The organism is Rhodanobacter sp. FW510-R10 (assembly GCF_058781105.1).
The window spans coordinates 2111639-2133323 of the sequence record NZ_JBYSWL010000001.1 but is presented as its reverse complement, the minus strand read 5'-3'; the positions used below and the strand labels follow the sequence as shown (position 1 = coordinate 2133323).

Genomic DNA, 21685 nt, shown 5'->3' with positions numbered 1-21685 from the left:
CGTCCTTATTTCTTGTCGTCCTTGACCTCGGTGAACTCGGCGTCGACCACGTCATCGGCGGCGTCGCCGCCCGGGGCCGCTTGCGGGCCGGCACCGGCTTCGGCGCCAGCGCCACCCTGGGCAGCTGCAAACAAGGCGTGGCTGACCTCCTCGAGCTTGGCCACCTTCGACTCGATCGCCGTCTTGTCGTCACCGTCCTTGACCTTTTCCAGATCCGCCAGCACACCCTCGATGGTGCTGAGCTGATCCGGCGGCACCTTGCCACCGTGCTCCTTCAGCGCGGTCCGCGTGGCGTGCACCAGCTGGTCGGCCTTGTTGCGCGTCGCCACCAGCTCGCGGAATTTCCTGTCCTCTTCCTTGTTGGCCTCGGCGTCGGAGACCATGCGCTGGATCTCCTCGTCGGACAGGCCGGACCCGGCCTTGATCTCGATCTTCTGCTCCTTGCCGGTGTGCTTGTCCTTCGCGGACACGTGCAGGATGCCGTTCGCATCGATGTCGAACGTGACGTCGATCTGCGGCATGCCGCGCGGCGCCGGCTCGATGCCCTGCAAGTCGAACTTGCCCAATGACTTGTTAGCGCTGGCGCGTTCGCGCTCGCCCTGCAGCACGTGCACGGTCACCGCGGTCTGGTTGTCATCGGCCGTGGAGAAGGTCTGCGAGGCCTTGGTCGGCACCGTGGTGTTCTTCTCGATCAGCTTGGTCATCACGCCGCCCATGGTCTCGATGCCGAGCGAAAGCGGGGTGACGTCAAGCAGCAGCACGTCCTTGACGGTGCCGCCCAGCACGCCGCCCTGGATTGCCGCGCCGACAGCAACGGCCTCATCCGGGTTGACGTCCTTGCGTGGCTCCTTGCCGAAGAATTCCTTGACCGCCTCCTGCACCTTGGGCATGCGCGTCTGGCCGCCCACGAGGATAACCTCATGGATGTCCGATACGCGCAGGCCGGCATCGTTGAGCGCCACCCGGCACGGTTCGACCGTGCGCTTGACCAGATCCTCCACCAGCGCCTCGAGCTTGGCCCGGGTCAGCTTGATGTTGAGGTGCTTCGGGCCCGAGGCGTCGGCCGTCACGTACGGCAGGTTGACCTCGGTCTGGTGGCTGCTGGAGAGCTCGATCTTGGCGCGCTCGGCGGCGTCCTTCAGGCGCTGCAGTGCCAGCGGATCCTTGCGCAGGTCGATGCCCTGGTCCTTCTGGAACTCGTCGACCAGGTAGTCGATGACGCGACGGTCGAAGTCCTCGCCGCCCAGGAAGGTGTCGCCGTTGGTCGCCAGCACCTCGAACTGCTTCTCGCCGTCGACTTCGGCAATCTCGATGATCGACACGTCAAACGTACCGCCGCCGAGGTCGTACACGGCAATCTTGCGGTCGCCACCCTTCTTGTCCATGCCGTAAGCCAGGGCCGCGGCGGTCGGCTCGTTGATGATGCGCTTGACGTCCAGGCCGGCGATCCGGCCCGCGTCCTTGGTGGCCTGGCGCTGGCTGTCGTTGAAGTAGGCCGGGACGGTGATGACGGCCTCGGTGATGGTCTCGCCGAGATAATCCTCAGCGGTCTTCTTCATCTTCATCAGCACTTTCGCGGAGATTTCCTGCGGCGCCATTTCCTTGCCGTCGGCGGTCTCCACCCAGGCGTCACCGTTGTCGTGCTTGACGATGCCGTAGGAGACCACGCCCAGGTCCTTCTGCACTTCGGCATCACTGAACTTGCGCCCAATCAGGCGCTTCACCGCGTAAAAGGTGTTCTTCGCGTTGGTGACGCCCTGACGCTTCGCCGAGGCCCCGACCAACACTTCGCCGTCCTTGGTGAAGGCGACGATGGACGGCGTAGTGCGGTCGCCTTCCGAGTTTTCGATGACCTTGGCGGTATTGCCATCCATGATCGCGACGCAGGAATTGGTGGTGCCCAGGTCAATGCCGATGATCTTGCCCATGTGATTGCTCCGAAATTACGGCAGCCCTGCGGGCCGCGATTGATTTTGAGATGGGGTTGGGTCCAGGCGATTCAATGCCGGCCCTTCCGTTGGATGAAGCGTCCGGCCACTGCGCCCTCGCGCGCGGTCAGTTACCTGATGCCACGACCACCAGCGCGGGGCGCAACAAGCGGTCGTTGAGCACATAGCCTTTCTGCAGCACGTTCACCACGGTGTCCGCCTTGTGGCCCGGCGCATCGACCACGCTCACCGCATGATGCAGTTCCGGATTCAGCACCTCACCCAGCGGATCGACCTGCACCAGTCCGTTGTTGCCGGCGATGCGCAGGAGCTCCTTCAGGGTGAGGCCGATGCCTTCGCGCATGCCCGCCACGTCGTCGGTCTCGATCGCCAGGCCACGCTCCAGACCGTCGTACACCGGCAGCAGCTCGCTCAGCAGCTTCTCGTTGGCAAAGCGGCGCGCCTGTTCCATGTCACGCTGCTGGCGCCGCCGCTGGTTTTCAAGCTCGGCGCGCTCGCGCAACAGCGTGTCGCGCGATTCCAGCGCAATGGCCTGGGCCGCTGCCAGTTCCTTGCGCAAGACTTCGAACTCGGCCGCTGCCGGGGTCGACACGTCGCCCTCCCGTGGGTCTTCGCCAGGCAGGTGGGGATCGCTGTCATGCATGAACACGCTCCATGGATTGGAAAAGACGGAACACAGCCGCGCCCTGGGCGACCTCAGTGGAAACGGCGCCAGATGAGGCCGGTTATGAGGTCGCGGCGACGCGATTCAAGGCATCGCTGAGCAATCCGGCCGTGGCTTGCACCACCGGAATCACCCGCTCGTAGGCCATGCGCGTCGGACCAATCACGCCCAGCGCGCCCAGCACCTGCCCGTTGGCGCCATAACTGGCGCTCACCAGGCTGCAGCCGTCGAGCGCCGTGAACCCGGACTCCTCGCCGATGAACAAGCGCACGCCCGGCGCCCGGGCGCACACCTCCATCAACTGCAGGAGCTCGCTCTTGCGCTGGAAGGTATCGAACAGATCGCGCAGGTGGCAGATGTCGGCCAGTTCGGCACAGGCCATCAGGTTGGTTTGCCCGCTCACGAGCACGTCGTCGTGGCCCATGGGTACGGCAAACGACTCGACCGCCAGCTCCACCGTGCTCGAGAGCAGGCGGTTCAGCTCGCCACCGGCCTCGCGCATCTCCGCCAGCAGACGGGCGCGGATGTCGTCCATGCGCAGGCCGGCAAAGTTCTCGTTGAGGTAATTGGCAGCCAGCACCAGGTCGCGATCGCGCACCGGCCTGCTCAACTGCACGACGCGGTTCTGCACCTGATGGTCGGCCAGCACCAGGATCACCAGGACCCGGGACTCCGGCAGCGGCACGAAATCGATGTGCCGCAACGGCAGATCGACCCGGTGCGGGACGGTGACCACGCCGGCAAAGCGGGTCATGGCCGAGAGCAGGGTCGACACGTCGCCGAGCAGGCCCACCGTGCTCGAGGCTTCCTGCGCCAAGCCCTGTTTGAGCCGGGCCAGCTCGTGGCGCGGCAAGGGCTGCAGTTCAATCAGGCTGTCGACGAAGAGACGCAGGCCGCGGGGGGTCGGCACCCGCCCCGCCGAGGTATGCGGCGAGGACACCAAACCGGCATCCTCCAGGTCGGACATGATGTTGCGCACCGTAGCCGGGCTGATGTCCAGGCCGGACGAGCGTGACAAAGTGCGCGAACCCACCGGCTCGCCTTCCACCAGATATTGCGAGATCAGGGCGCGCAACAGCCGCCGCGAGCGTGCATCCAGGTCTGGGTCAGGGGAAGTAGTCATATGCCTGTCGATTCAGCCGTGGCCATACTTCGTACACCTTCTAAATAGGGACCACCGGCATTCCTTGCAAGGCGCCGCCTCGACGGTACCGTAGCGGCCGGCCGCAACCGTTACAATCCCGCCATCCCCAGCCGCTGCAAGCCATGCTCACCTCGCTTGATGTCCGCCATTTTGCCGTCGTCGAGGGCGCGGAGGTTGCCTTCGGCCCAGGCCTCACCGTGATCAGCGGCGAGACTGGCGCCGGCAAATCCCTGCTCGTGGACGCCCTGATGCTGCTCGGCGGCGCGCGCACCGATGCCGGCATGGTGCGGGCGGGCAGCAACCGGGCCGAGCTTGCCGCGGAGTTCGACGTGGCCGGGTTGCCGGCAGCCCGCGCCTGGCTGCAAGGCGAGGAACTGGATGACGGCAATACCTGCCAGCTACGCCGCGTCATCCGCGCCGAGGGTAGTTCCAAGGCCTGGATCAACGGCCGGCCGGCCAATGCCCGGCAACTCGGCGAGCTCGCCGCCTTGCTCGTGAGCATCCACGGCCAGCACGAGCACCAGGCGCTCTTGTCGCGTTCGCACCAGCTCGACTTGCTGGATGCCTACGGCGGCCACGGAGAACCGCTCGAGCGCGTGCAGGCAACGGCCAGGCAATGGCGCGAGACGGGTTCGCGCATGCGCGAGTTGGGCGGCGGTGGCGATCGTGCCCAACGTATCGAGCTGCTGCGCCATGAGATCGACGAGTTACAACAATGGGCCCTGCCGGCCGAAGCGCTGGCGGAGCTGGGGGCCAGCCACACCCGACTGGCCAATGCGGAGCGGCTGGCCACCGGCGTGGCCGGCATTGGCGAGCAACTCGATGGCGACAGCGAATTTGCCGCGCAGCGCACGCTGCACCGGGCGCACGAGGAACTGTCCAGGCTCGCCCAGCTCGATCCACAGCTGCAACCGGCAGCCGAGTTGCTGCAGAGCGCCGCCATCCAGATCGATGAAGCGAACGACCAGCTGGGCCGCTATGCGCAGGACGTCGACCTCGACCCACAGCGCTATCAGCAGGTGGACGACCACCTGACCCACCTGCACGACCTGGCGCGCCGCCACCGGGTCGCCGAGGACGAGTTGCCGGCGCGGCGCGACGCCTTGTGCAGCGAGCTCGCCGCGCTCGAGGAGGCAGGCAGCGAGCTTGAATCCCTGGCCACCCGGCGTGCGCAACTGCGCACCGAGCACGCCGCTGCCAGCAAGCGGTTGAGTGCCGCCCGCATTGCCGCGGCCCGGCGGATGGAGGAGGCGGTCAACGCCCTGCTGGCCGAGCTCGGCATGGCTGGTGGGCGCATCGTGGTCGAGCTGCAGGCCACGGGCGAGGCAGAGCCCGATGCGCAAGGCGCGGAGCGCTGCGAGCTGCTGATCACCACCAATCCGGGCCAGCCGCCACGACCCTTGCGCAAAGTGGCCTCAGGCGGCGAGCTGGCGCGCATCAGCCTCGCCCTCGAGGTCGCCACCCTGGGCAAGAACACCACCGGCAGCATGGTCTTTGACGAGGTCGACAGCGGGATCGGCGGCGCGGTGGCCGAAGTCGTCGGACAGAAACTACGGGCGCTGGGCAAGCGCTGCCAGGTGCTGTGCGTCACCCACTTGCCGCAAGTCGCGGCGCAAGGTCATCAGCACCTGCGCGTGATCAAGCAGACTGACGGCGACAGCACCCACACCCGCATCGAGATCCTGGGCGTCAAGGCACGTGGCGAGGAGTTGGCGCGGATGCTGGGCGGCATTGACATCACGCCCGAGACCCGCGCCCACGCCCGGCAGATGCTGGCGAGCGCCCAGGCCGACTGAACGCCGTTCTCCAACCGGTGGGAGCCTGCGCGCAACCGCGCCTCAGGACTTGCGCACCTTCGGCTTGGGGCGCACGTAAAGCACCAGGCTGTGGGCTTCGATCAGGTAGCCGTGCTTGGCGGCGATTTCATCCTGCAGGCGCTCGATCTCGTCGCTGACGAACTCGATGACCTTGCCGGTGTCCAAGTCGATCATGTGGTCGTGGTGTTTGCCGCGATCAAGCTCGTAGACGGCCTGGCCACCCTCAAAATTGTGCTTGACGATGATGCCGGCGGCTTCGAACTGGGTCAGGACGCGATAGACCGTGGCCAGGCCAATTTCTTCCTGATGGGCAAGGAGGCTCTTGTAGACATCTTCGGCGGTGACGTGCTGAGTGCCCGAATCCTCGAAGATCTGCAGGATGCGCATGCGCGGATGCGTCACTTTCAACCCGGCACGCCGCAGCTCTTTGCTTCCCTGTTCCATGACGACACCGCCTGGGCAGCACAATCCAAGCCCTAGTGTATCATTCAAGCCTTCAGCGATCCGGATCCCACAGCATGGCAAAGCTGGCCAACTTGTTGATTTTCCCCACACTGGCACTGACCCTGGCGGGCTGCCACCTGGTCTACACGCCCGACGTGCAGCAAGGCAACCTGCTGGACAAGGCGATGGTCAGCGAGCTCAAACCGGGCATGACCAAGCATCAGGTGCTGTTGCTGATGGGAACGCCCTCGGTCACCTCACCATTTGAGCAGAACCGCTGGGATTACGTGTCCACCCAATCGCGGCGCGGTGGCCCGATGGCGGTCCACACCTTCACGTTGACATTCAACAACGACACCCTGGTGAGCACCGCGGGCGACTTCTTTGCCCAGGATGCGGAGCAGTTGATCAAGGAAAGCCGGAAGTACAAGGCCAGTACGCCGGCGGACGAAGGGCGCAGCGACAAGAATGCAAAGCCCGACGACAAACAGGACGGCGGCGACATGGGCGGCGATTCCGGAACCGGCGACGGCGCTTGAGCGCGATGCTGGCCTGATCAGCCGCCGCGGGCACGCTGCCGCCGCGCCACCATCGGATCGAGCAGCAACGGCCGGTAGATTTCCACCCGATCACCTGAGTGCAGGATCTGTCCAGGCGGTACCCGGCGGGCAAAGATGCCCAAGCGCTGCGGATCGAAGGCGCCGGCCGGCACCAGCTTCGCGATCCCCGAGGCCTCGACCGCCTCCAGCGCTGTGCTGCCAGCAGGCATGTGCAGCGTGCGGCTGATGTGCGTCGGCCCCGCGTAGCACACCTCGACGAGGATCTCGCCTTCAGCCATAGACGCGTGCGGCCTGGCGACAAAAATCGTCCACCATGCGGTTGGCCAGGCCCTGGAAACCAAGCTTCAAGGCGCCACCGCCAAAACGCCCGGCATAGTCGAAGTCCAGCGCCAACGCCACCTTGCAGCCGGCGTCACCGAGGGCGATGAAGTCCCAGCGCCCTTCCAGGCTGTGGAACGGTCCTTCCACCAGCGACACCTGGAGATGGTGCGGCGGTTCCATGGTATTGCGCGTGGTGAAACTGTGCCGCAGACCGGCAAACTTCAGGTCCAGGCGCGCCAACAGCACGTTGTCGCCCTGGGAGATGACCGTCGCCGCCGTGCACCAGGCGAAGTGCTTTGGGTATGCTGCAACGTCATTCACCAAGGCAAACATCTGCGCGGGCGACCAGCGTACCAAGGCACTGCGGCGGATTTCGATCACGACAATGGCTTCCTACCACGCAGGGTTGACATGCAGCGCCGGGGCTACGACGCGGCGCGCGCCTGACATCGACCGGCGACACGACCGCCTCCGAGTTTAACGGACATGAACAAGACCAAGGACAAGGGTGCCAAAGGCACGGGCACCATAGCGCTCAACAAGCGCGCCCGCTTCGACTACCACATCGACGAGCGCTACGAGGCCGGCATCGCCCTGCAGGGCTGGGAACTGAAGGCATTGCGCAGCGGCCGCATCAACTTTGGCGACAGCTATGCACTGGCCAAGAATGGCGAGGTGTTCCTGATCGGCACCTCGATCCCGCCGCTCGCCAGCGCCTCCACCCACGTGGTCGCCGAGGAGCGACGTACGCGCAAGTTGTTGCTGCACCGTGGCGAAATCGATCGCCTGCTTGGTGCCATCGAGCGCAAGGGCTACACCTTGGTGCCGACCGCCATGTACTGGAAGGGCAACCGGGTGAAGGTGGAAATCGGCCTGGCCCGCGGCAAGCAGGAACACGACAAGCGCGACACCATGAAGCAGCGCGACTGGCAAATCGAGAAGCAGCGCACGCTGCGCTCGCACAACCGCGAAGGCTGAGCGCCGCCGCCACGGCACGCTCAGGTGCCGCAGGTGCGATCCTGGCGATAGTGGGCGCCGAGGCTGACCCGCCGCAGCCGTGCCGCTCGCAACAGGGCCAAGGCCAGGCGCATCTGCCAGCCCCGCTCGGCGGCAGCGCGACAAACGGCCCAGGCAGCGCGCAGCTCCCCGCCTTCGCGTACCGGCCCGGCCGCGCGCCACAGCAAGTCCTGCAGCGCCGCCAGCGCATCCGGGTCGAGACCAGGGCCGCGCTCGATCCAGCGATAGTGCCCGGTGCTGCCCGCATGACCACCGCCGTCGCCGCCCATTCGGGCCAGCACCGCACCGAGCCGCCGTCCGCAGGCCACCGCTTCCAGCAACGAATTGCTGGCCAGGCGGTTCGCGCCATGGATGCCGTTGCACGCCGCTTCACCCACTGCAAACAAGCCAGGCAAGGAAGTGTGGCCGTCCAGATCGGTGGCGACGCCGCCCATGTGGAAGTGGGCCGCCGGCGTGACCGGCAAGAGTTCGCGTCGCGGATCCAGGCCATGGGCAAGGCACGCCGCGAGCACCGTCGGGAAACGCCGCTGCCAGTCACCTTCGATGGCGCGCGCGTCCAGCCAAGCCTGCCCGTCCGTACGCAGCGCCAGCCAGACTTGGCGCGCAACGACGTCGCGCGGCGCCAGGTCGGCCAGCCGATGCAGGCCGCGCATCAACGGCCGCGCCTGACCATCGAGCAGGTGCGCCCCCGCACCGCGCAGCGCCTCGGTCAGCAGCGGCAACGGCCGATCGCCGGTCGCCAATGCCGTGGGATGGAACTGCACGAATTCCAGGTCACGCACCGCGGCCCCAGCCGCCAAGGCCAAGGCCAGGCCGGCACCATCGGCACCTGAGGGGTTGCTGGTACGCGCAAACAGCGCACCCACGCCGCCGGTGGCCAGCACGGTGGCGGCGGCCGGAATTTCCGTTCGGCGACCCAGTGCATCGTGCGCCCGCACGCCGTGTACGCAACCGCCACGGAGCAGCAGCGCGTCGACATCGAGACCATGCAACGCCTCGATATGGCCAGCCGTGCGGACCCTCGCGCGCAGCGCCGCCACAAGCACCGCTCCGGTCGCGTCACCACCGGCGTGCACGATGCGCGCCACGCGATGGCCGCCCTCGCGGCCAAGCTCAAGCTGGCCCCCTGGCACACGGTCCCAGGCCACGCCTTGCTGCTGCAACCATTCGATGGTCCGCGGCGCTGCCGCGGTCAACCAGGCGACGGCAGCACGGTCATTGTGGTCGGCGCCAGCCGCCCAAGTGTCTTCGGCGTGGGCCTCGACGCTGTCGCCAGCGCCGACGGCGGCCGCCATGCCGCCCTGGGCCATGGCGCTCGCGCCGCCGTCACCGTCGCAACCGCGGCCCAGCAACAACACCTTGGCCGGCGCCGCGGCCAGCGCGGTGCTCAGGCCGGCCACGCCGTTGCCGACTACGACGATGCGGGCATGCTGGGCGGTCACACTGGTTCGTGCCGCCCCACCTGCAGCATGCGTTCCAGTGCCCGGCGCGCGCCACCCAACACGGCTTGCGGGATCTCGATCGCATGCTTGAGGTCGCGCAACGCAGTGTAGATGTTCTGCAGCGTGATCCGCTGCATGTGGGGGCACAGGTTACATGGCTTGATAAACTGCGTCGCCGGAAACCGGGCGCGCAGGTTGTCGGCCATCGAACACTCGGTGATCAACGCCACGCGCGCCGGCTGCGCGCGCTGCAGCCACGCACCCATGGCCGTGGTCGAGCCGACGAAATCCGCTTCGGCCAGCACCTCGGGGGAGCACTCGGGATGTGCCGCCAAGGCGGCGTCAAACCGCTCGCGGGCATGCCGCGCCTGCCGTGCGGTGAACTTCTCGTGTACCTCACAGCGGCCGTGCCACAGCACCAATTCCACGGCAGTCTGGCTGGCCACATGCCGGCCAAGGAATTCGTCGGGCAGGAAGATGACCTTGTCCACGCCGAGTGATTCCACAACCCGCACCGCGTTAGCCGAAGTGCAGATGACATCGGACTCGGCCTTGACCGCAGCGGAGGTGTTCGCGTAGCTCACGACCGGTACGCCAGGATGCTCCGCGCGCAAGGCCCGTACGTCTGCGGCCGTAATCGATGATGCCAGCGAACAACCTGCCTCCAGGTCAGGGATGAGCACCATTTTTTCAGGCGCCAGGATCTTCGCGCTCTCAGCCATGAAGTGCACGCCGCACACTACGATCAACTCGGCATCGCACGCGGCTGCGGCCTGGGCCAGGCCCAGCGAATCACCGGTGATGTCTGCCACGCCGTGAAAGATCTCCGGGGACTGGTAACTGTGCGCCATGATGACCGCGCCGCGCTCGCGCTTCAGCCGGTTGATGGCGTCAATCCATGGCAGGTGCAGCGGAATTTCCAAGCATGGCACCAGCGGTTCGAGACGCGCCGCCAATGCCGCGTACTCGTGCTCCAGCTCGTCACGCCATTCGGGCATCGGCAAATCGGTGCTGACGTTCATGACCACTCATCCGCAAACAGTGAATCCATTGCGCAGGCGCGGGGGTGGAATCCCTTGTGCCGGAGCCAGCCTACGCGCCTACCGGAAGAACGCAGCATCATCGCCGAAGCAGCCTGCTGAACGTGTTGACCAGGATCAACTGCCGCACGCGCGCGTCATTCCAGGCCGCCCGATCCCGGCCATCGGCCCGGAGCTCCGCCGGCTCCATGCCAACCCTATTGCCGGCGCCATGCGCTCCGCCGATCGACTCCCATCACCGCATACAATCGGTTATAAATATATATGGACATCTAAACGTTTAGCGATCCACTCCAGCCGCCACAGGAATCCCCATGAAATTCGAAACGCTCGCCGTACACGCCGGCTACTCCTCCGACCCGACGACCCGCGCCTCGGCAGTACCGATCTACCAGACCGTGGCCTACACCTTCGACAGCGCGCAGCACGGCGCCGACCTGTTCGACCTCAAGGTTCCCGGCAACATCTACACGCGCATCATGAATCCCACCGAGGACGTGCTGGAGCAGCGCGTGGCGGCATTGGAAGGCGGCATCGGCGCACTCGCCCTGGCCTCGGGCATGGCCGCGGTAACCTATTCGATCCAGACCATCGCCGAAGCCGGCGACAACATCGTGTCGGCTGCGACCCTGTATGGCGGCACCTACAACCTGTTCGCGCACACCTTTCCGCAACAAGGCATCGAAACCCGCTTTGCCGACGCGCGCCGGCCTGAAACCTTCGGCGCCTTGATCGACGCGCGCACCAAGGCCGTGTTCTGCGAATCCATCGGCAACCCGCTCGGTAACGTCACCGATATCGCCGCCCTGGCCAAGGTGGCACATGCGCACGGCGTGCCACTCATCGTCGACAACACCGTGCCAAGCCCCTACCTCTTCCGGCCAATCGAGCATGGCGCCGACATCGTGGTGCACGCGCTGACCAAGTACATCGCCGGCCACGGCAACAGCATCGGCGGCGCCATCATCGACAGCGGCAAATTCCCCTGGGCTGAGCACAAGACGCGCTTCCGGCGGCTCAACGAGCCGGACCGCTCCTACCACGGCGTGGTCTACACCGAAGCCCTGGGACCGGCGGCCTACATCGGGCGGGCCCGCGTGGTGCCGCTGCGCAACACCGGCGCGGCCATTTCACCGATGAATGCATTCCTGATCCTGCAGGGTATCAATACCCTGGGCCTGCGCATGGACCGTACCTGCGACAACACCCTGGCCATCGCCCAGCACCTGCAGCAGCACCCGAAAGTGGCTTGGGTCAAGTATGCCGGCCTGGCCGACCATGCGGATCACGCGCTGGTGCAGAAATACATGGGGGGCAAGGCTTCGGGCATCATGTCGTTCGGGGTGAAGCCCGCCGCGGGCGACGCGCCGCGCGCAGCCGGCGCCCGCCTCCTCGATGCGCTCAAGCTCTTCTCGCGCCTGGTGAACATTGGCGACACCAAGTCGCTGGCCACCCACCCGGCGTCCACGACGCATCGGCAGCTCAACCCCGGGGAGCTGGCCAAGGCCGGTGTGAGCGAGGACATGATCCGCCTGTCCGTCGGCATCGAGCACATCGACGACCTGCTCGCCGACCTCGACCAGGCCCTGGCCCAGGTGTGAAGCGCCGCGCTGCGAAAACCTCAAATCCGTGCCGTATCATCCGGCGCCCCGAGGCGCCGGAACGCGGTGCGCGCCCAGAGGAAAACCCAGGTCACCAGCACGAAGGGCAAGGTCAGGCCGGGCAGGCCGACCGGCTGCACGGCCGCCGACACAGCCGCGGCGACCAAGACGACAACCACGGTGGCCAAGAGGACGTAAAGCATGGACGCGCGGCCGGGAATGCGGAACGTGCTGCCCAACGCAATCGCGACCAGCACGCCGTTGAAGCCGAAAATGCCGGCCCGGATCGCGGTCTCGGCCGCGCCCAGCCACCATGCGACGAGCATGCCCACGAGCGAGCCCACCAGGGCGGCGACACCGGCACGCCATGAACCGATGAACAGGCCAAGCGTGAACAAGATGCCGGCGGCGATGCTTTGTTGGAAAAACACCTGGGCCACGCCGTTGAACAAGCCGTCCGTCAGCGTGGTGATCGAGACCACGCCGTCCACGGTAGCCGCCCGGGGCAACATGGCCGCCGGCAGCAGGCCCGTGGGCTCTAGGCGCCCCAGCTGCGCGGTGGCAAGGAAGAAGCACCACGAGGTCAACACGAAGGGCGCCGTGAGCGCCGGCACGCTCCAGCCTTGCAGCAGCTTCGCCGCGGCTGCCGTGACCACGGTCGAGGCGGCCGCGGCAAACACCACGTAGCCCCACGTCGACACGGTGGGCTGCAGGAACACCAGCAGCGCAATGGCCACGAGCGCGCCGTTGAAGCCATAAAGACCGTCACGCAGCTGGCCACGGTCCACTCCCAGCCAGGCCGCTGCGGCCGTACTCACCGTGGTGCCGAGCACGGCAGCCAGGGCGAACATCGGCGAGGCGACGACCAGGCCCAGCACGAACAACAACCCGGCGTAGCGGTTGTCCTGCAGCATTACCTGGCCCATGCCTCGCAATACTGCATCGGCGAAACCGGGCACCGGCGCGCGCGCTCGCAGTGGCGTGGTACCGCTTGCACCTGCCGGCAAATCCGGGTTCATCCAGCGTCCTCCGTGCCGCCGCCGGCACCGATACGCATGAAAAACCCCGACTGGCGACAGTCGGGGTCTGGTTGTTGGTGGAGGTGGCGGGAGTCGAACCCGCGTCCGAAGATGTTCAACGCCCGGATCTACATGCTTAGCCCGCCGTTCAATCTCGTTCCGCGGCAAGTACGGTGGACAAAACGCACCGCGGAACCAGCCTGATTGATCTTGCCTACGACCGCCAGGCGACAGTCTTCAGCGATCCCATGATAATGACCCTACACCGACGAGCATGAGCACAAGTGGGTTCGGGGCTTACGCCTTAAGCGGCGAGAGCGTAGTTGTCGTCGTTGGCAACTATATGTTTGCCGCTGGATTTACGAGGAAAGCTGCCCCCTCGGCATGCACCAAGTCATCTCACTACCCCCGTCGAAGCCAGAACACCCCCGCGGAAGAACGACCTGATACCGGTCCAGTATATGGGGTTGGATCGGGCATTTACAACGACCCTCGCGGCGATCCTATGGCGACCCAAAGCCCTGTCCAAAAGGCCATGCTGGATGCACCCCGGCGAAGCGCGATCACGGCCGTCTTGGCGGCCATGCAGGCGACCTGGCGGTGCCGCAAATGGACACGCAGCACGTCATGAAGCAGGGTCGCTGGCCGCAAGTGTTGTCCACGCTCAAACGCAGCGACTATACTGGGGCGATTCCTCGCGACAGATCGTCGCACCAACGAGAGTGATGCAATGACTCGACTGCAACTGCTCGGCGTCGCTGTCGCGGCAGCCTGTTTGGCCAGCGTGAGCGCGTACGCCGAAGGTAACAAGGCGGCGGGCGAGAAACTTGTCTACACCTGCTCCGGCTGCCACGGCGTGCCGGGCTACACCAACGCCTACCCGCAGTATCCGGTGCCGAAGATTGCCGGGCAGAACGAGCAGTACATCATCAGCGCGTTGCAGGGCTACAAGAGCGGTGGCCGCAAGCACCCGACCATGGACGCGCAGGCTGGCAGCTTGTCCGATACAGACATCCAGGACATTGCGGCCTACCTTTCCAGCCTCGCCAAGTAGTCAACAAGGATTCCGCACATGAAACGTGCTGCAACTCTGCTCTCGCTCGGCGCTGCGCTGGCGATGCTCTCCACCACGCTGTTCGCCGCCCAGGGCAACGCCGAGCGCGGCAAGCAAAAAGCCGCCACCTGCTTCGCCTGCCATGGCGTGGACGGCAACGCGGTCGATCCGCAATACCCACGCCTCGCCGGGCAATACAACCTCTACATGCAATTCGCCTTGCATGAATACAAGGATGGCAAGCGCGACAACCCGATCATGAAAGGCATGGTCGCCACGCTGTCGGAACAGGACATCGAGGACATCGCCACCTACTTCTCGGGTCTGCCGACCAAGCTTGGCACCTTGAAGGGACACGTCGGCGGCGAGCCGTAAACCAGCCCCATCCCGCTGACTGGCAGGCCTGCTCACGCGGGCGTGTTTGCATGCGCAACGGAGCCCTGACGAACGGGCTCAGGCCATCGCCGACTTGCCTTCATGCTTCTTGTAGTAAGGCTTCTTGCCCGTCGAGTGATCGGTGGCGTCGCGCACCGCGGCAATTTCCGGGATGTGCTCGCGCAAGGTTTTCTCCACGCCCTGCTTGAGCGTGACGTCCACCATGCCGCAGCCGTGGCAGCCGCCGCCAAACTGCAGCACGACGGTGGCATCGGCCTCGATCGACACCAGCTTGACTTCGCCGCTGTGCGCGGCCAGCTTCGGATTGACCTCGGAGGCCAGGACGTAGCGCACCCGTGCCACCAGTCCCGCGTCCGGGCCGGGAATGTCGCCCTTGATCTTCGGCGCGCGGATATTGAGCAGCCCGCCCGTGTTGGTCGGTTCGAAATCCATCGTCGCGCCCTGCATCCAGGACACGCTGTCGCGCTGGACGTGCAAGTCAAAGCCCGTGCAATGGACGACTTCCTCGTCACCGAGCAGGTCGGCCGGCTCGCAAAACTCGAGTTCGCACGCGGCGGCGGGCGTACCCGGAGACGTCACCCGCACGAGGATGCCCAGGCCCTCGATGCCTTGCTGGGTGAGCAGGCGGGCAAAGTGACCCTGTGCACGTTCGGAAATGTCAATCATCTTCAGCCCCACAAACCGGATGCCTTGCGCTTAATCAGCACCATTTTAGTCCAGTTTAAGCCAATGCATCGGTTTTGACTTTTCGTCCCCTGGGCACGACGCTTCCGGCAACGGAGGATCGAACGCATGAACCAACAAGACCTTGTCCACGAACATTGCGTCGCCCAACGCGGCCGCGCGCCACTGGATGCCACGCAGATCGGGAAGCTGCTGGAGCAGGTGGCGGGATGGCGGTGCGACACCGCCGCACGCACGCTGAGCAAGGAGTTCCGCTTCCCGGACTTCCATCACACGCTGGGCTTCATCAATGCGGTGGGCTTCATCGCCAACCAGCAGGACCATCATCCCGACCTCGAAGCCGGATACGGGCGCTGCACGCTGCATTGGTCGACCCACGACGTGGGCGGCTTGTCCCGCAACGACTTCATTTGCGCCGCGCGGGTCGACGCGCTGGTGGCGGCGGCGTAGGCACCACGCGGGACCGACGCGGGCGCGCTGCCTGCCCTTGCGCCGCCAGGGTATCCAGGAAGGCCTTCAGCTCCTCAGGCAAGGGAGCGGAAAAACTGTAGGTACGCCCGTCGAGGTCGAAACCAAGGTGGGCGGCGTGCAGGAACATGCGGTGCAGACCCAGCTCACGAAAGCGCTTGTTGGCCTCGCGATCCCCGTATTTCGGGTCCCCGGCCAAGGGATGGTCAATGTACGCGGCATGCGCACGGATTTGGTGGGTCCGGCCCGTGGCCAGCGTGGCCTGCATCAGGCGGGCTCCCGGATAAGCCTCGACTTCGCGGAAAAACGTCAGTGCCGGCTTTCCGTCGTCGTCCACGCGGACCATGCGTTCGCCACCCTGCAGCACCGACTTGCGCAAGGGCACGTTCACATCGAACTTGGCCTTGGCCGGCTGTCCCAGCATGAGGCACAGGTATTGCTTGGTCACCGCGCCATCACGAATCGCGGCCTGCAGCCCAACCAGTCCAGCACGCGTGCGAGCCAGGACGAGTACGCCGCTGGTATCGCGATCGAGGCGATGGACCAATTCGAGATGCTCCTGCGGCCGCGCCGCACGCAGCAGTTCAATGGCCCCATGGCTGATTCCACTGCCGCCATGGCTGGCCACCCCGGCAGGCTTGTCGATCACCAGGAAATGCCGGTCCTGGAAAATGATGCTGTCCTCGAGCTCAGCCAGTTGCGCGGACGACGGTGCCGCAGCACCGGCCTTCTCGGCCGAACGGACGGGCGGAATGCGCAGAGTATCGCCCTCGACGAGGCGGGTCTCGGGTTTGGCCCGCCTGCCGTTCACGCGTACCTGGCCGGTACGCAACAATCGGTAGATCATGCTCTTGGGGACCCCTTTCAACAGGGTCAGCAGCGCATTGTCGATACGCTGACCGTCACGTTCCGGGCCGACCTGGACTTGACGCACACCTTGAGCAGGATGAAGGGAAGCTGCGGTTTGCATTGAAAAAAAGCCACTGGGATAGGATACTGGGCAGGCGTGACTTGCGCCCGTGTCATCACTGAACCGGGCCGAGAGTCCTCCGTTACTGCGGCGAGGATCGTGCCGGCACCCTAGAGGATCTGGTTGCGAGCTCCCTTCATCGTAACGGTTGTGGCGGGCGTTGTCCGTTGCCTCAAGGGGCGCGGGCGGCCCACGTGAGCTGACCGAATCGTCCGGACACCGGCAACGGTGTCGTCTTTTTGCCGCTGCCCACTGCGGCGCGATCCACGGCAGGCCGCCCACCCGAAGGTGGCGCCACCGCGGCACGCGACGCGTGGCAAGCCGAGGAATACCACCATGAAGCGCATGCTGATCAACGCGACTCAACGCGAAGAGTTGCGAGTGGCCATTGTCGATGGCCAAACCCTGTACGACCTGGACATTGAAATCCCTTCGCGGGAACAGAAAAAGTCCAATATTTACAAAGGCCGCATCACCCGCGTTGAGGCGTCACTTGAAGCATGCTTCGTCGAGTACGGTGCCGAACGCCACGGTTTCCTGCCGCTGAAGGAAATCACCCGCGACTACTTCACGCCGGGCCTGGATCCACACAAGGCGAACATCCGCGAGCTGGTCAAGGAAGGCCAGGAAGTGGTCGTGCAGGTGGAAAAGGAGGAGCGCGGCAACAAGGGCGCGGCGCTCACCACCTTCATCAGCCTCGCCGGCCGCTACATGGTGCTGATGCCGAAGAACCCGAAGGCGGGTGGCGTCTCCCGGCGCATCGAGGGCGAAGATCGCCAGGCATTGAAAGAGGCGCTGGCCCACGTCACCGTGCCTGACGACGTCGGCCTGATCGTGCGCACCGCTGGGCTCGGCCGTGACGCCGAAGAGCTGCAGTGGGATCTCGATTACCTGATGCAACTGTGGAAGTCGATCTCCGAGGCCGCCGACAAGCAGAGAGCGCCGTTCCTGATCTACCAGGAATCGAAGCTGTTCATCCGCGCCCTGCGCGACTACCTGCGCAGCGACATCGGCGAGATCCTGATCGATGACGAGCCGTTGTACAACGACGCGCGCGAGTTCATGCAGCAGGCCATGCCCAATGCCTTGCGCAAGCTCAAGCTGTACTCGGACGACACCCCGCTGTTCACCCGCTACCAGATCGAGACCCAGATCGACAGCGCGTTCGACCGCCAGGTGCGGCTGCCGTCCGGCGGCTCCATCGTCATCGACCAGACCGAAGCGCTGACTGCAATCGACGTCAACTCGTCCAAGGCCACGAAGGGCAGTGACATCGAGGAAACCGCGTTCAATACGAATTGCGAGGCCGCCGTGGAGATTGCCCGCCAGGCGCGTATCCGCGATGCCGGTGGCCTGCTGGTCATCGATTTCATTGACATGGACAGCCCCAAGCACCAGCGTGAGATCGAAGAGCGCATGAAGGAGGCGCTCAAGCTCGACCGGGCACGCGTGCAGGTGGGGCGCATTTCCCGTTTCGGCCTGCTCGAGCTCTCGCGCCAGCGCCTGCGTCCCAGCCTGGGCGAGGCCAGCCAGGTCGTATGCCCGCGCTGCGATGGCCATGGCGTGATCCGTGGTGTCGAATCGTTGTCGCTCTCGACCTTGCGCCTGATCGAAGAGCACGCGATGAAGGACAACACCGGCGAAGTCCTGGTGCAGGCGCCTCCCTCCGTGGCCAATTTCCTGCTGAACGAAAAACGTGCCAGCGTGGTCGAGATCGAGCTGCGCCACAAGGTGCACGTGATGATCGTCGCCGACGAGCACCTGCAGACCCCGCACATTCAGATCCAGCGCATCCGCGAAGCGGACATGGGCGAGTACAGCAAGCCCAGCTACGAACTGCTGACCGCGGTTGAGCCGGACCCGGTCCGCAAGCTCGGCCAGACCCTTGGCAGCGGCGAGCACCCGGCCGTGAGCGGCATCGTACCGGCCAGCCCTGCCCCGTTCCGCGAACTGCCTACCGCCACGACCGAAGAAGCGCCGGATGCCAGGCCGCCACGGCAAAGCGCCGCGCCGGCCGGGCCGACCCAGGCCAGCACGAAGGGCGGCATCTTCGCCCGCATCCGCAGCTGGTTCGCCGGTCCGGCGGAGGCCGCCAACGACGCCGTGCCCGCCCCGGCACGCAGCAGCGGCCGCCGTGGTACCGAAAGCAGCGGTAACCGGCAACGTGATGGACGCAATCCACGCGGCACCGCGAGCAGCACTTCCAGCACCGCACGCCAGGGTTCGCGCACCCGCGCTCCACGCCGCAGTCCCAACCCGCGCAGCCAAGCCCCGACAAGGCCCAGTGAGCAGGCAAACGGCAGGCAAGCCCGCCAGCCGCGCCCGCAGCAAGCCGAGACTGCCACACAGGGCGGCGCGGCGGCTACGACCACCGCCACTGCCACGCATGAAGTCAAGCAGCCTATCGCTGAAAACGTCGCGTTGACTGCCGCCACGGTGGCAACGGCGGCGCTGGCGGCCAACCTGGATCGTGAAGCCGCGCCCCAAGCCAGCAACGATCACGTGATGCTGCAATCGGAAGTCCAGGCCATGGCCGAATCCGAGTCCGCCGCACCCGCAAACGAGGACGAACACGTCCATGACGCGGCAGCCGAAACAGAGGGTGCCAGCTCGCGGCGCCGCCGTGGACGCCGCGGTGGGCGTCGGCGCCGGCGGCACGAAGAAACTGCTGGCGAGACGCTGCAGGCACTCGGTGAGCAAAGCTCGGCCGAGTCCTCGTCGGCTTCCAGCCCGGCGGCTTCGAGCCATCCCCACGCCGACGCGGACACCAGCCCAGCGACAGACGCGCCAGCTCGCCGCGGCAACGCTGCCGGTTCCTCAGCCAAGCCGACCGCGCCCGAGGTGTCAGGTGTCCACTCGCCAGCCAACGCGACGCCGGGCACTGCTGCGGCAAGCCTGGTGGCCACCTTGACCACCTCCGGCTTTCAGTTGCCGGTACTGCCTCCCATCCCCGGGACGATCGAGTTGCCGCGCACGGAAGCTGCTGCCCACTCGCCGTCGGTCTACGGCCAGCCGGCTATCCACGCCGCAACCACGAACGGCATCCCACCAGCCCACGAAAACCCCCAACTCGCGGATGACAAGGCTGACGCGGACGACCTGAGCGCTTCACGGCAGCCTGCGCCAGCGACCGCGGTCGCCTACCCCGCGGCGACGAATGGCAACGCCGCCAAACCCATGAACGGTACGACCACGACGCGCCTGGACACGGCAACCACGACGCACATCAACGTGGCCTTGCCGCAGCGCGTCGACGCTGCACCCTCCGCCAACGACGCACCAACCGTAGCCAGCGCGACGGTTTCGAGCACGCCGGTGCCGGCGTCATCGGAAGCGACGGCCCGGGAATTCACCCAGCAAGGCGATTTGCTCGCGGTGGCGGCAGTGGCTCCGGTCGCTGGCGACGGCGTGACCGTAACCGCACCAGCCCAGGTCGAAGATCCGACCGCACCAGCGTCCAAGGACGAGCGCGCCAGCTGAACTCCCCGCCATCGAAACAGTGCGGCCAGGCGTGCAAGTGCCTGGCCGCGCAGTTCTTGCCGTTCGTCGCGCTACGCCCGACTTTGCTGCCCAGGCTCCTACGAACAGAGCTGGGATTCAGATGCGTCCAGCAAACCGTGTGTGGTCATCAACCGCGACAGGCCCAACACATGGTCGACGCGCAGCTTGTCCATCAGGCGCTGCTTGTAGGTCGACACGGTCTTCGGGCTCAAGTTGAGCTGCTCGCCAATCACCGTCAGCGCCTTGCCGCGTACCAGCATCATCGCGACCTCGAGTTCCCGGCTGGAGAGCGCGTCGAACGGCGACACCCGTCCATCCAGCGTAGCCAGGGCCAGCTGCTGGGCGACGCCGGGCGCCAGGTAACGCCGCCCGCCCGCAACCTGGCGGATGGCGGTGATCAGCTCGTCCGCGCTGCAACCCTTGGTTAGGTAGCCGAGCGCGCCGGCGTCCAGTAGCCGCTTGGGAAACCGCGCGTCGGTCATGACCGTGGCAATCACCACGCGAGTGGAACTCTTCACCCGACATACACGTTCGGTCAGCTCGATGCCGCTCATTCCCGGCATGTGAACGTCCACCACGGCGATATCCGGCTTTAAGTTGCGAATCAGGCGCAAGCCCTCCTCCGCACTCGCCGCCTCACCCACCACCTCGATGTCCGGGCACTGCGCCAGGATCAGGCGAAAGCCGGCACGCACCAGCTGATGATCGTCCACCAGGATGACACTGATCATGTCGAATCCCCTGCACCGCTTCGGTATAGGCCAGCATGCCGCTGTCCCGGTTCGCCGTCTGTAGGCAAAAACCGACACCCCTGTGCGCCTAGGCCAGTCGCCAAGCACACTGTAGGCAGCCCGATACAATCGGCGCAACCCAGCGCAAGGCAAGTCCAGCCGTTGCAGGCGATGGCGGCCCTGCGGCCGCGTTGCATGTAGGCCCTCGCCCACAAGAAAAACCCGCCAAATGGCGGGTTTTTCTTGTGTTCTTAGAATCCAACCATGGATACCTTCGAACCATTGCAATTGGTGCCCAAGGCGGGACTCGAACCCGCACGACTTGCGTCGCTACCACCTCAAGGTAGTGCGTCTACCAGTTCCGCCACCTGGGCAAGGTGTTGCCGGCTCAGCGCCCGGCGTTTGGCGCTCCGCCTGCCGGGGCCGCGCCGCCACCCGTCCCGGCCGCGGCCGGAGCGGTCGCACGCGCGGCATCCGGGCTGGTCGGCGCGGCCGGAGCCACCGGCACTTCGCCGCCAGCCGGCGCCGGCTTCGCCGCCGGCACTGCGTTGTTGGCGGCAGGCTTCTCCACCATGGTGCTCATCACACCCAAGCCTTCGGCCTGGGTCTGAGTGCGGTTGCCGCTGCCGTTGAGCGCGATCCCCATGGCAATGCTGAGGATGAAGAACAGGGCCGCCAGCACGCTGGTGGCGCGGGTCAGGAAGGTGGCCGAGCCGCGCGCACCAAACACCGTGGCCGACGCACCCGCGCCGAACCCGGAGCCCGCGTCCGCGCCGGCGCCATTCTGCAACAGGATCAGCACGATCATCGTCGCGGCAATCAGGATGTAAAACACGCTGAAAATGACGAACATGATTTTTTCT

Annotated in this window: 21 protein-coding genes, 1 tRNA gene and 1 other RNA gene; 8 read left to right on the top strand and 15 right to left on the bottom strand. The window is 65.8% G+C overall.

The features are described from left to right. Positions 1 to 5: 5 nt before the first annotated feature. The 3 genes from dnaK to hrcA form a co-directional block, all read right to left on the bottom strand. The gene (gene dnaK / locus AC3WJB_RS09245; RefSeq protein ID WP_492680842.1) at positions 6 to 1928 is read right to left on the bottom strand and encodes a molecular chaperone DnaK; all 1923 of its coding nucleotides are present in this window, start codon (positions 1926 to 1928) and stop codon (positions 6 to 8) included. Between the two features lie 127 nt (positions 1929 to 2055). Then, positions 2056 to 2592: a nucleotide exchange factor GrpE gene (gene grpE / locus AC3WJB_RS09240; RefSeq protein WP_492680840.1), complete on the bottom strand. Its 537-nt coding sequence runs from the start codon at positions 2590 to 2592 to the stop codon at positions 2056 to 2058. A gap of 82 nt (positions 2593 to 2674) precedes the next feature. Beyond that, entirely contained in the window at positions 2675 to 3736 is a 1062-nt protein-coding gene (gene hrcA / locus AC3WJB_RS09235) for a heat-inducible transcriptional repressor HrcA (protein ID WP_492680838.1), read from the bottom strand. A 143-nt stretch (positions 3737 to 3879) separates the two neighbouring features. On the opposite strand from hrcA, the gene recN reads away from it, so the two are divergent. After that, positions 3880 to 5553, top strand: coding sequence for a DNA repair protein RecN (gene recN, locus AC3WJB_RS09230; RefSeq protein ID WP_492680836.1), 1674 nt, complete (start codon positions 3880 to 3882; stop codon positions 5551 to 5553). A 42-nt stretch (positions 5554 to 5595) separates the two neighbouring features. Here recN and fur read toward each other — a convergent pair whose 3' ends face one another. After that, on the bottom strand, positions 5596 to 6018 hold the full coding sequence (fur, locus tag AC3WJB_RS09225) for a ferric iron uptake transcriptional regulator (RefSeq protein ID WP_492680834.1): 423 nt from the start codon (positions 6016 to 6018) through the stop codon (positions 5596 to 5598). A 74-nt stretch (positions 6019 to 6092) separates the two neighbouring features. On the opposite strand from fur, the gene AC3WJB_RS09220 reads away from it, so the two are divergent. After that, positions 6093 to 6557, top strand: coding sequence for an outer membrane protein assembly factor BamE (locus AC3WJB_RS09220; protein WP_492680832.1), 465 nt, complete (start codon positions 6093 to 6095; stop codon positions 6555 to 6557). Positions 6558 to 6574: 17 nt separating this feature from the next. On the opposite strand, the gene AC3WJB_RS09215 is transcribed toward AC3WJB_RS09220, so the two are convergent. Then, complete coding sequence (locus AC3WJB_RS09215) at positions 6575 to 6856, bottom strand: RnfH family protein (protein WP_492680830.1); 282 nt, start codon at positions 6854 to 6856, stop codon at positions 6575 to 6577. Beyond that, the gene (locus tag AC3WJB_RS09210; RefSeq protein WP_492680828.1) at positions 6849 to 7280 is read right to left on the bottom strand and encodes a type II toxin-antitoxin system RatA family toxin; all 432 of its coding nucleotides are present in this window, start codon (positions 7278 to 7280) and stop codon (positions 6849 to 6851) included. Before AC3WJB_RS09210 ends, AC3WJB_RS09215 begins: the two co-directional genes overlap by 8 nt. 105 nt (positions 7281 to 7385) lie before the next feature. Here AC3WJB_RS09210 and smpB point away from each other — a divergent pair, with 105 nt between their 5' ends. Next, positions 7386 to 7877, top strand: coding sequence for an SsrA-binding protein SmpB (gene smpB, locus AC3WJB_RS09205; protein ID WP_492680826.1), 492 nt, complete (start codon positions 7386 to 7388; stop codon positions 7875 to 7877). Between the two features lie 20 nt (positions 7878 to 7897). Here smpB and AC3WJB_RS09200 read toward each other — a convergent pair whose 3' ends face one another. Together AC3WJB_RS09200 and nadA are read right to left on the bottom strand one after the other, a co-directional pair. Continuing rightward, positions 7898 to 9358, bottom strand: a complete 1461-nt coding sequence (locus AC3WJB_RS09200) for an L-aspartate oxidase (protein ID WP_492680824.1) — start codon at positions 9356 to 9358, stop codon at positions 7898 to 7900. Continuing rightward, positions 9355 to 10380 (bottom strand): quinolinate synthase NadA, encoded by a 1026-nt coding sequence (gene nadA / locus AC3WJB_RS09195; RefSeq protein ID WP_492680822.1) that lies wholly within the window; start codon positions 10378 to 10380, stop codon positions 9355 to 9357. The genes AC3WJB_RS09200 and nadA overlap by 4 nt, the downstream gene beginning before the upstream one ends. A gap of 332 nt (positions 10381 to 10712) precedes the next feature. Between nadA and AC3WJB_RS09190 the strand changes: the two genes are divergently transcribed. Next, positions 10713 to 11999, top strand: a complete 1287-nt coding sequence (locus AC3WJB_RS09190) for an O-acetylhomoserine aminocarboxypropyltransferase/cysteine synthase family protein (protein ID WP_492680820.1) — start codon at positions 10713 to 10715, stop codon at positions 11997 to 11999. 20 nt (positions 12000 to 12019) lie between these two features. On the opposite strand, the gene yut is transcribed toward AC3WJB_RS09190, so the two are convergent. Both yut and ssrA read right to left on the bottom strand, forming a co-directional pair. Further along, complete coding sequence (gene yut / locus AC3WJB_RS09185) at positions 12020 to 13018, bottom strand: urea transporter (protein ID WP_492680818.1); 999 nt, start codon at positions 13016 to 13018, stop codon at positions 12020 to 12022. Positions 13019 to 13093: 75 nt separating this feature from the next. Next, positions 13094 to 13448: a transfer-messenger RNA gene (ssrA, locus tag AC3WJB_RS09180) on the bottom strand. Positions 13449 to 13748: 300 nt separating this feature from the next. Between ssrA and AC3WJB_RS09175 the strand changes: the two genes are divergently transcribed. Continuing rightward, on the top strand, positions 13749 to 14072 hold the full coding sequence (locus tag AC3WJB_RS09175) for a c-type cytochrome (RefSeq protein ID WP_492680816.1): 324 nt from the start codon (positions 13749 to 13751) through the stop codon (positions 14070 to 14072). 18 nt (positions 14073 to 14090) lie between these two features. Further along, positions 14091 to 14447, top strand: coding sequence for a c-type cytochrome (locus AC3WJB_RS09170; RefSeq protein ID WP_492680814.1), 357 nt, complete (start codon positions 14091 to 14093; stop codon positions 14445 to 14447). A gap of 78 nt (positions 14448 to 14525) precedes the next feature. Here the strand turns inward: AC3WJB_RS09170 and AC3WJB_RS09165 are convergent, their stop codons facing one another. Next, positions 14526 to 15134, bottom strand: coding sequence for an NfuA family Fe-S biogenesis protein (locus tag AC3WJB_RS09165; RefSeq protein ID WP_492680812.1), 609 nt, complete (start codon positions 15132 to 15134; stop codon positions 14526 to 14528). A gap of 126 nt (positions 15135 to 15260) precedes the next feature. Here AC3WJB_RS09165 and AC3WJB_RS09160 point away from each other — a divergent pair, with 126 nt between their 5' ends. Further along, on the top strand, positions 15261 to 15602 hold the full coding sequence (locus tag AC3WJB_RS09160) for a 4a-hydroxytetrahydrobiopterin dehydratase (RefSeq protein ID WP_492680810.1): 342 nt from the start codon (positions 15261 to 15263) through the stop codon (positions 15600 to 15602). On the opposite strand, the gene AC3WJB_RS09155 is transcribed toward AC3WJB_RS09160, so the two are convergent. Then, a complete protein-coding gene (locus AC3WJB_RS09155) occupies positions 15559 to 16590 on the bottom strand; it encodes an RluA family pseudouridine synthase (protein WP_492680808.1) in 1032 nt (343 codons plus the stop codon). The two genes, AC3WJB_RS09160 and AC3WJB_RS09155, sit on opposite strands and share 44 nt — an antisense overlap. A gap of 336 nt (positions 16591 to 16926) precedes the next feature. Between AC3WJB_RS09155 and AC3WJB_RS09150 the strand changes: the two genes are divergently transcribed. Continuing rightward, on the top strand, positions 16927 to 20070 hold the full coding sequence (locus tag AC3WJB_RS09150; protein WP_492680806.1) for a ribonuclease E/G: 3144 nt from the start codon (positions 16927 to 16929) through the stop codon (positions 20068 to 20070). A gap of 98 nt (positions 20071 to 20168) precedes the next feature. On the opposite strand, the gene AC3WJB_RS09145 is transcribed toward AC3WJB_RS09150, so the two are convergent. From AC3WJB_RS09145 to secG, 3 genes are all read right to left on the bottom strand, one after another. After that, positions 20169 to 20822 carry a response regulator gene (locus tag AC3WJB_RS09145; RefSeq protein WP_492680804.1) on the bottom strand — a complete coding sequence of 218 codons (654 nt, stop codon included), beginning with the start codon at positions 20820 to 20822 and terminating at the stop codon, positions 20169 to 20171. A 289-nt stretch (positions 20823 to 21111) separates the two neighbouring features. After that, positions 21112 to 21196 (bottom strand) — tRNA-Leu (locus AC3WJB_RS09140). Between the two features lie 14 nt (positions 21197 to 21210). After that, entirely contained in the window at positions 21211 to 21675 is a 465-nt protein-coding gene (secG, locus tag AC3WJB_RS09135; protein ID WP_492680802.1) for a preprotein translocase subunit SecG, read from the bottom strand. Positions 21676 to 21685: the final 10 nt, after the last annotated feature.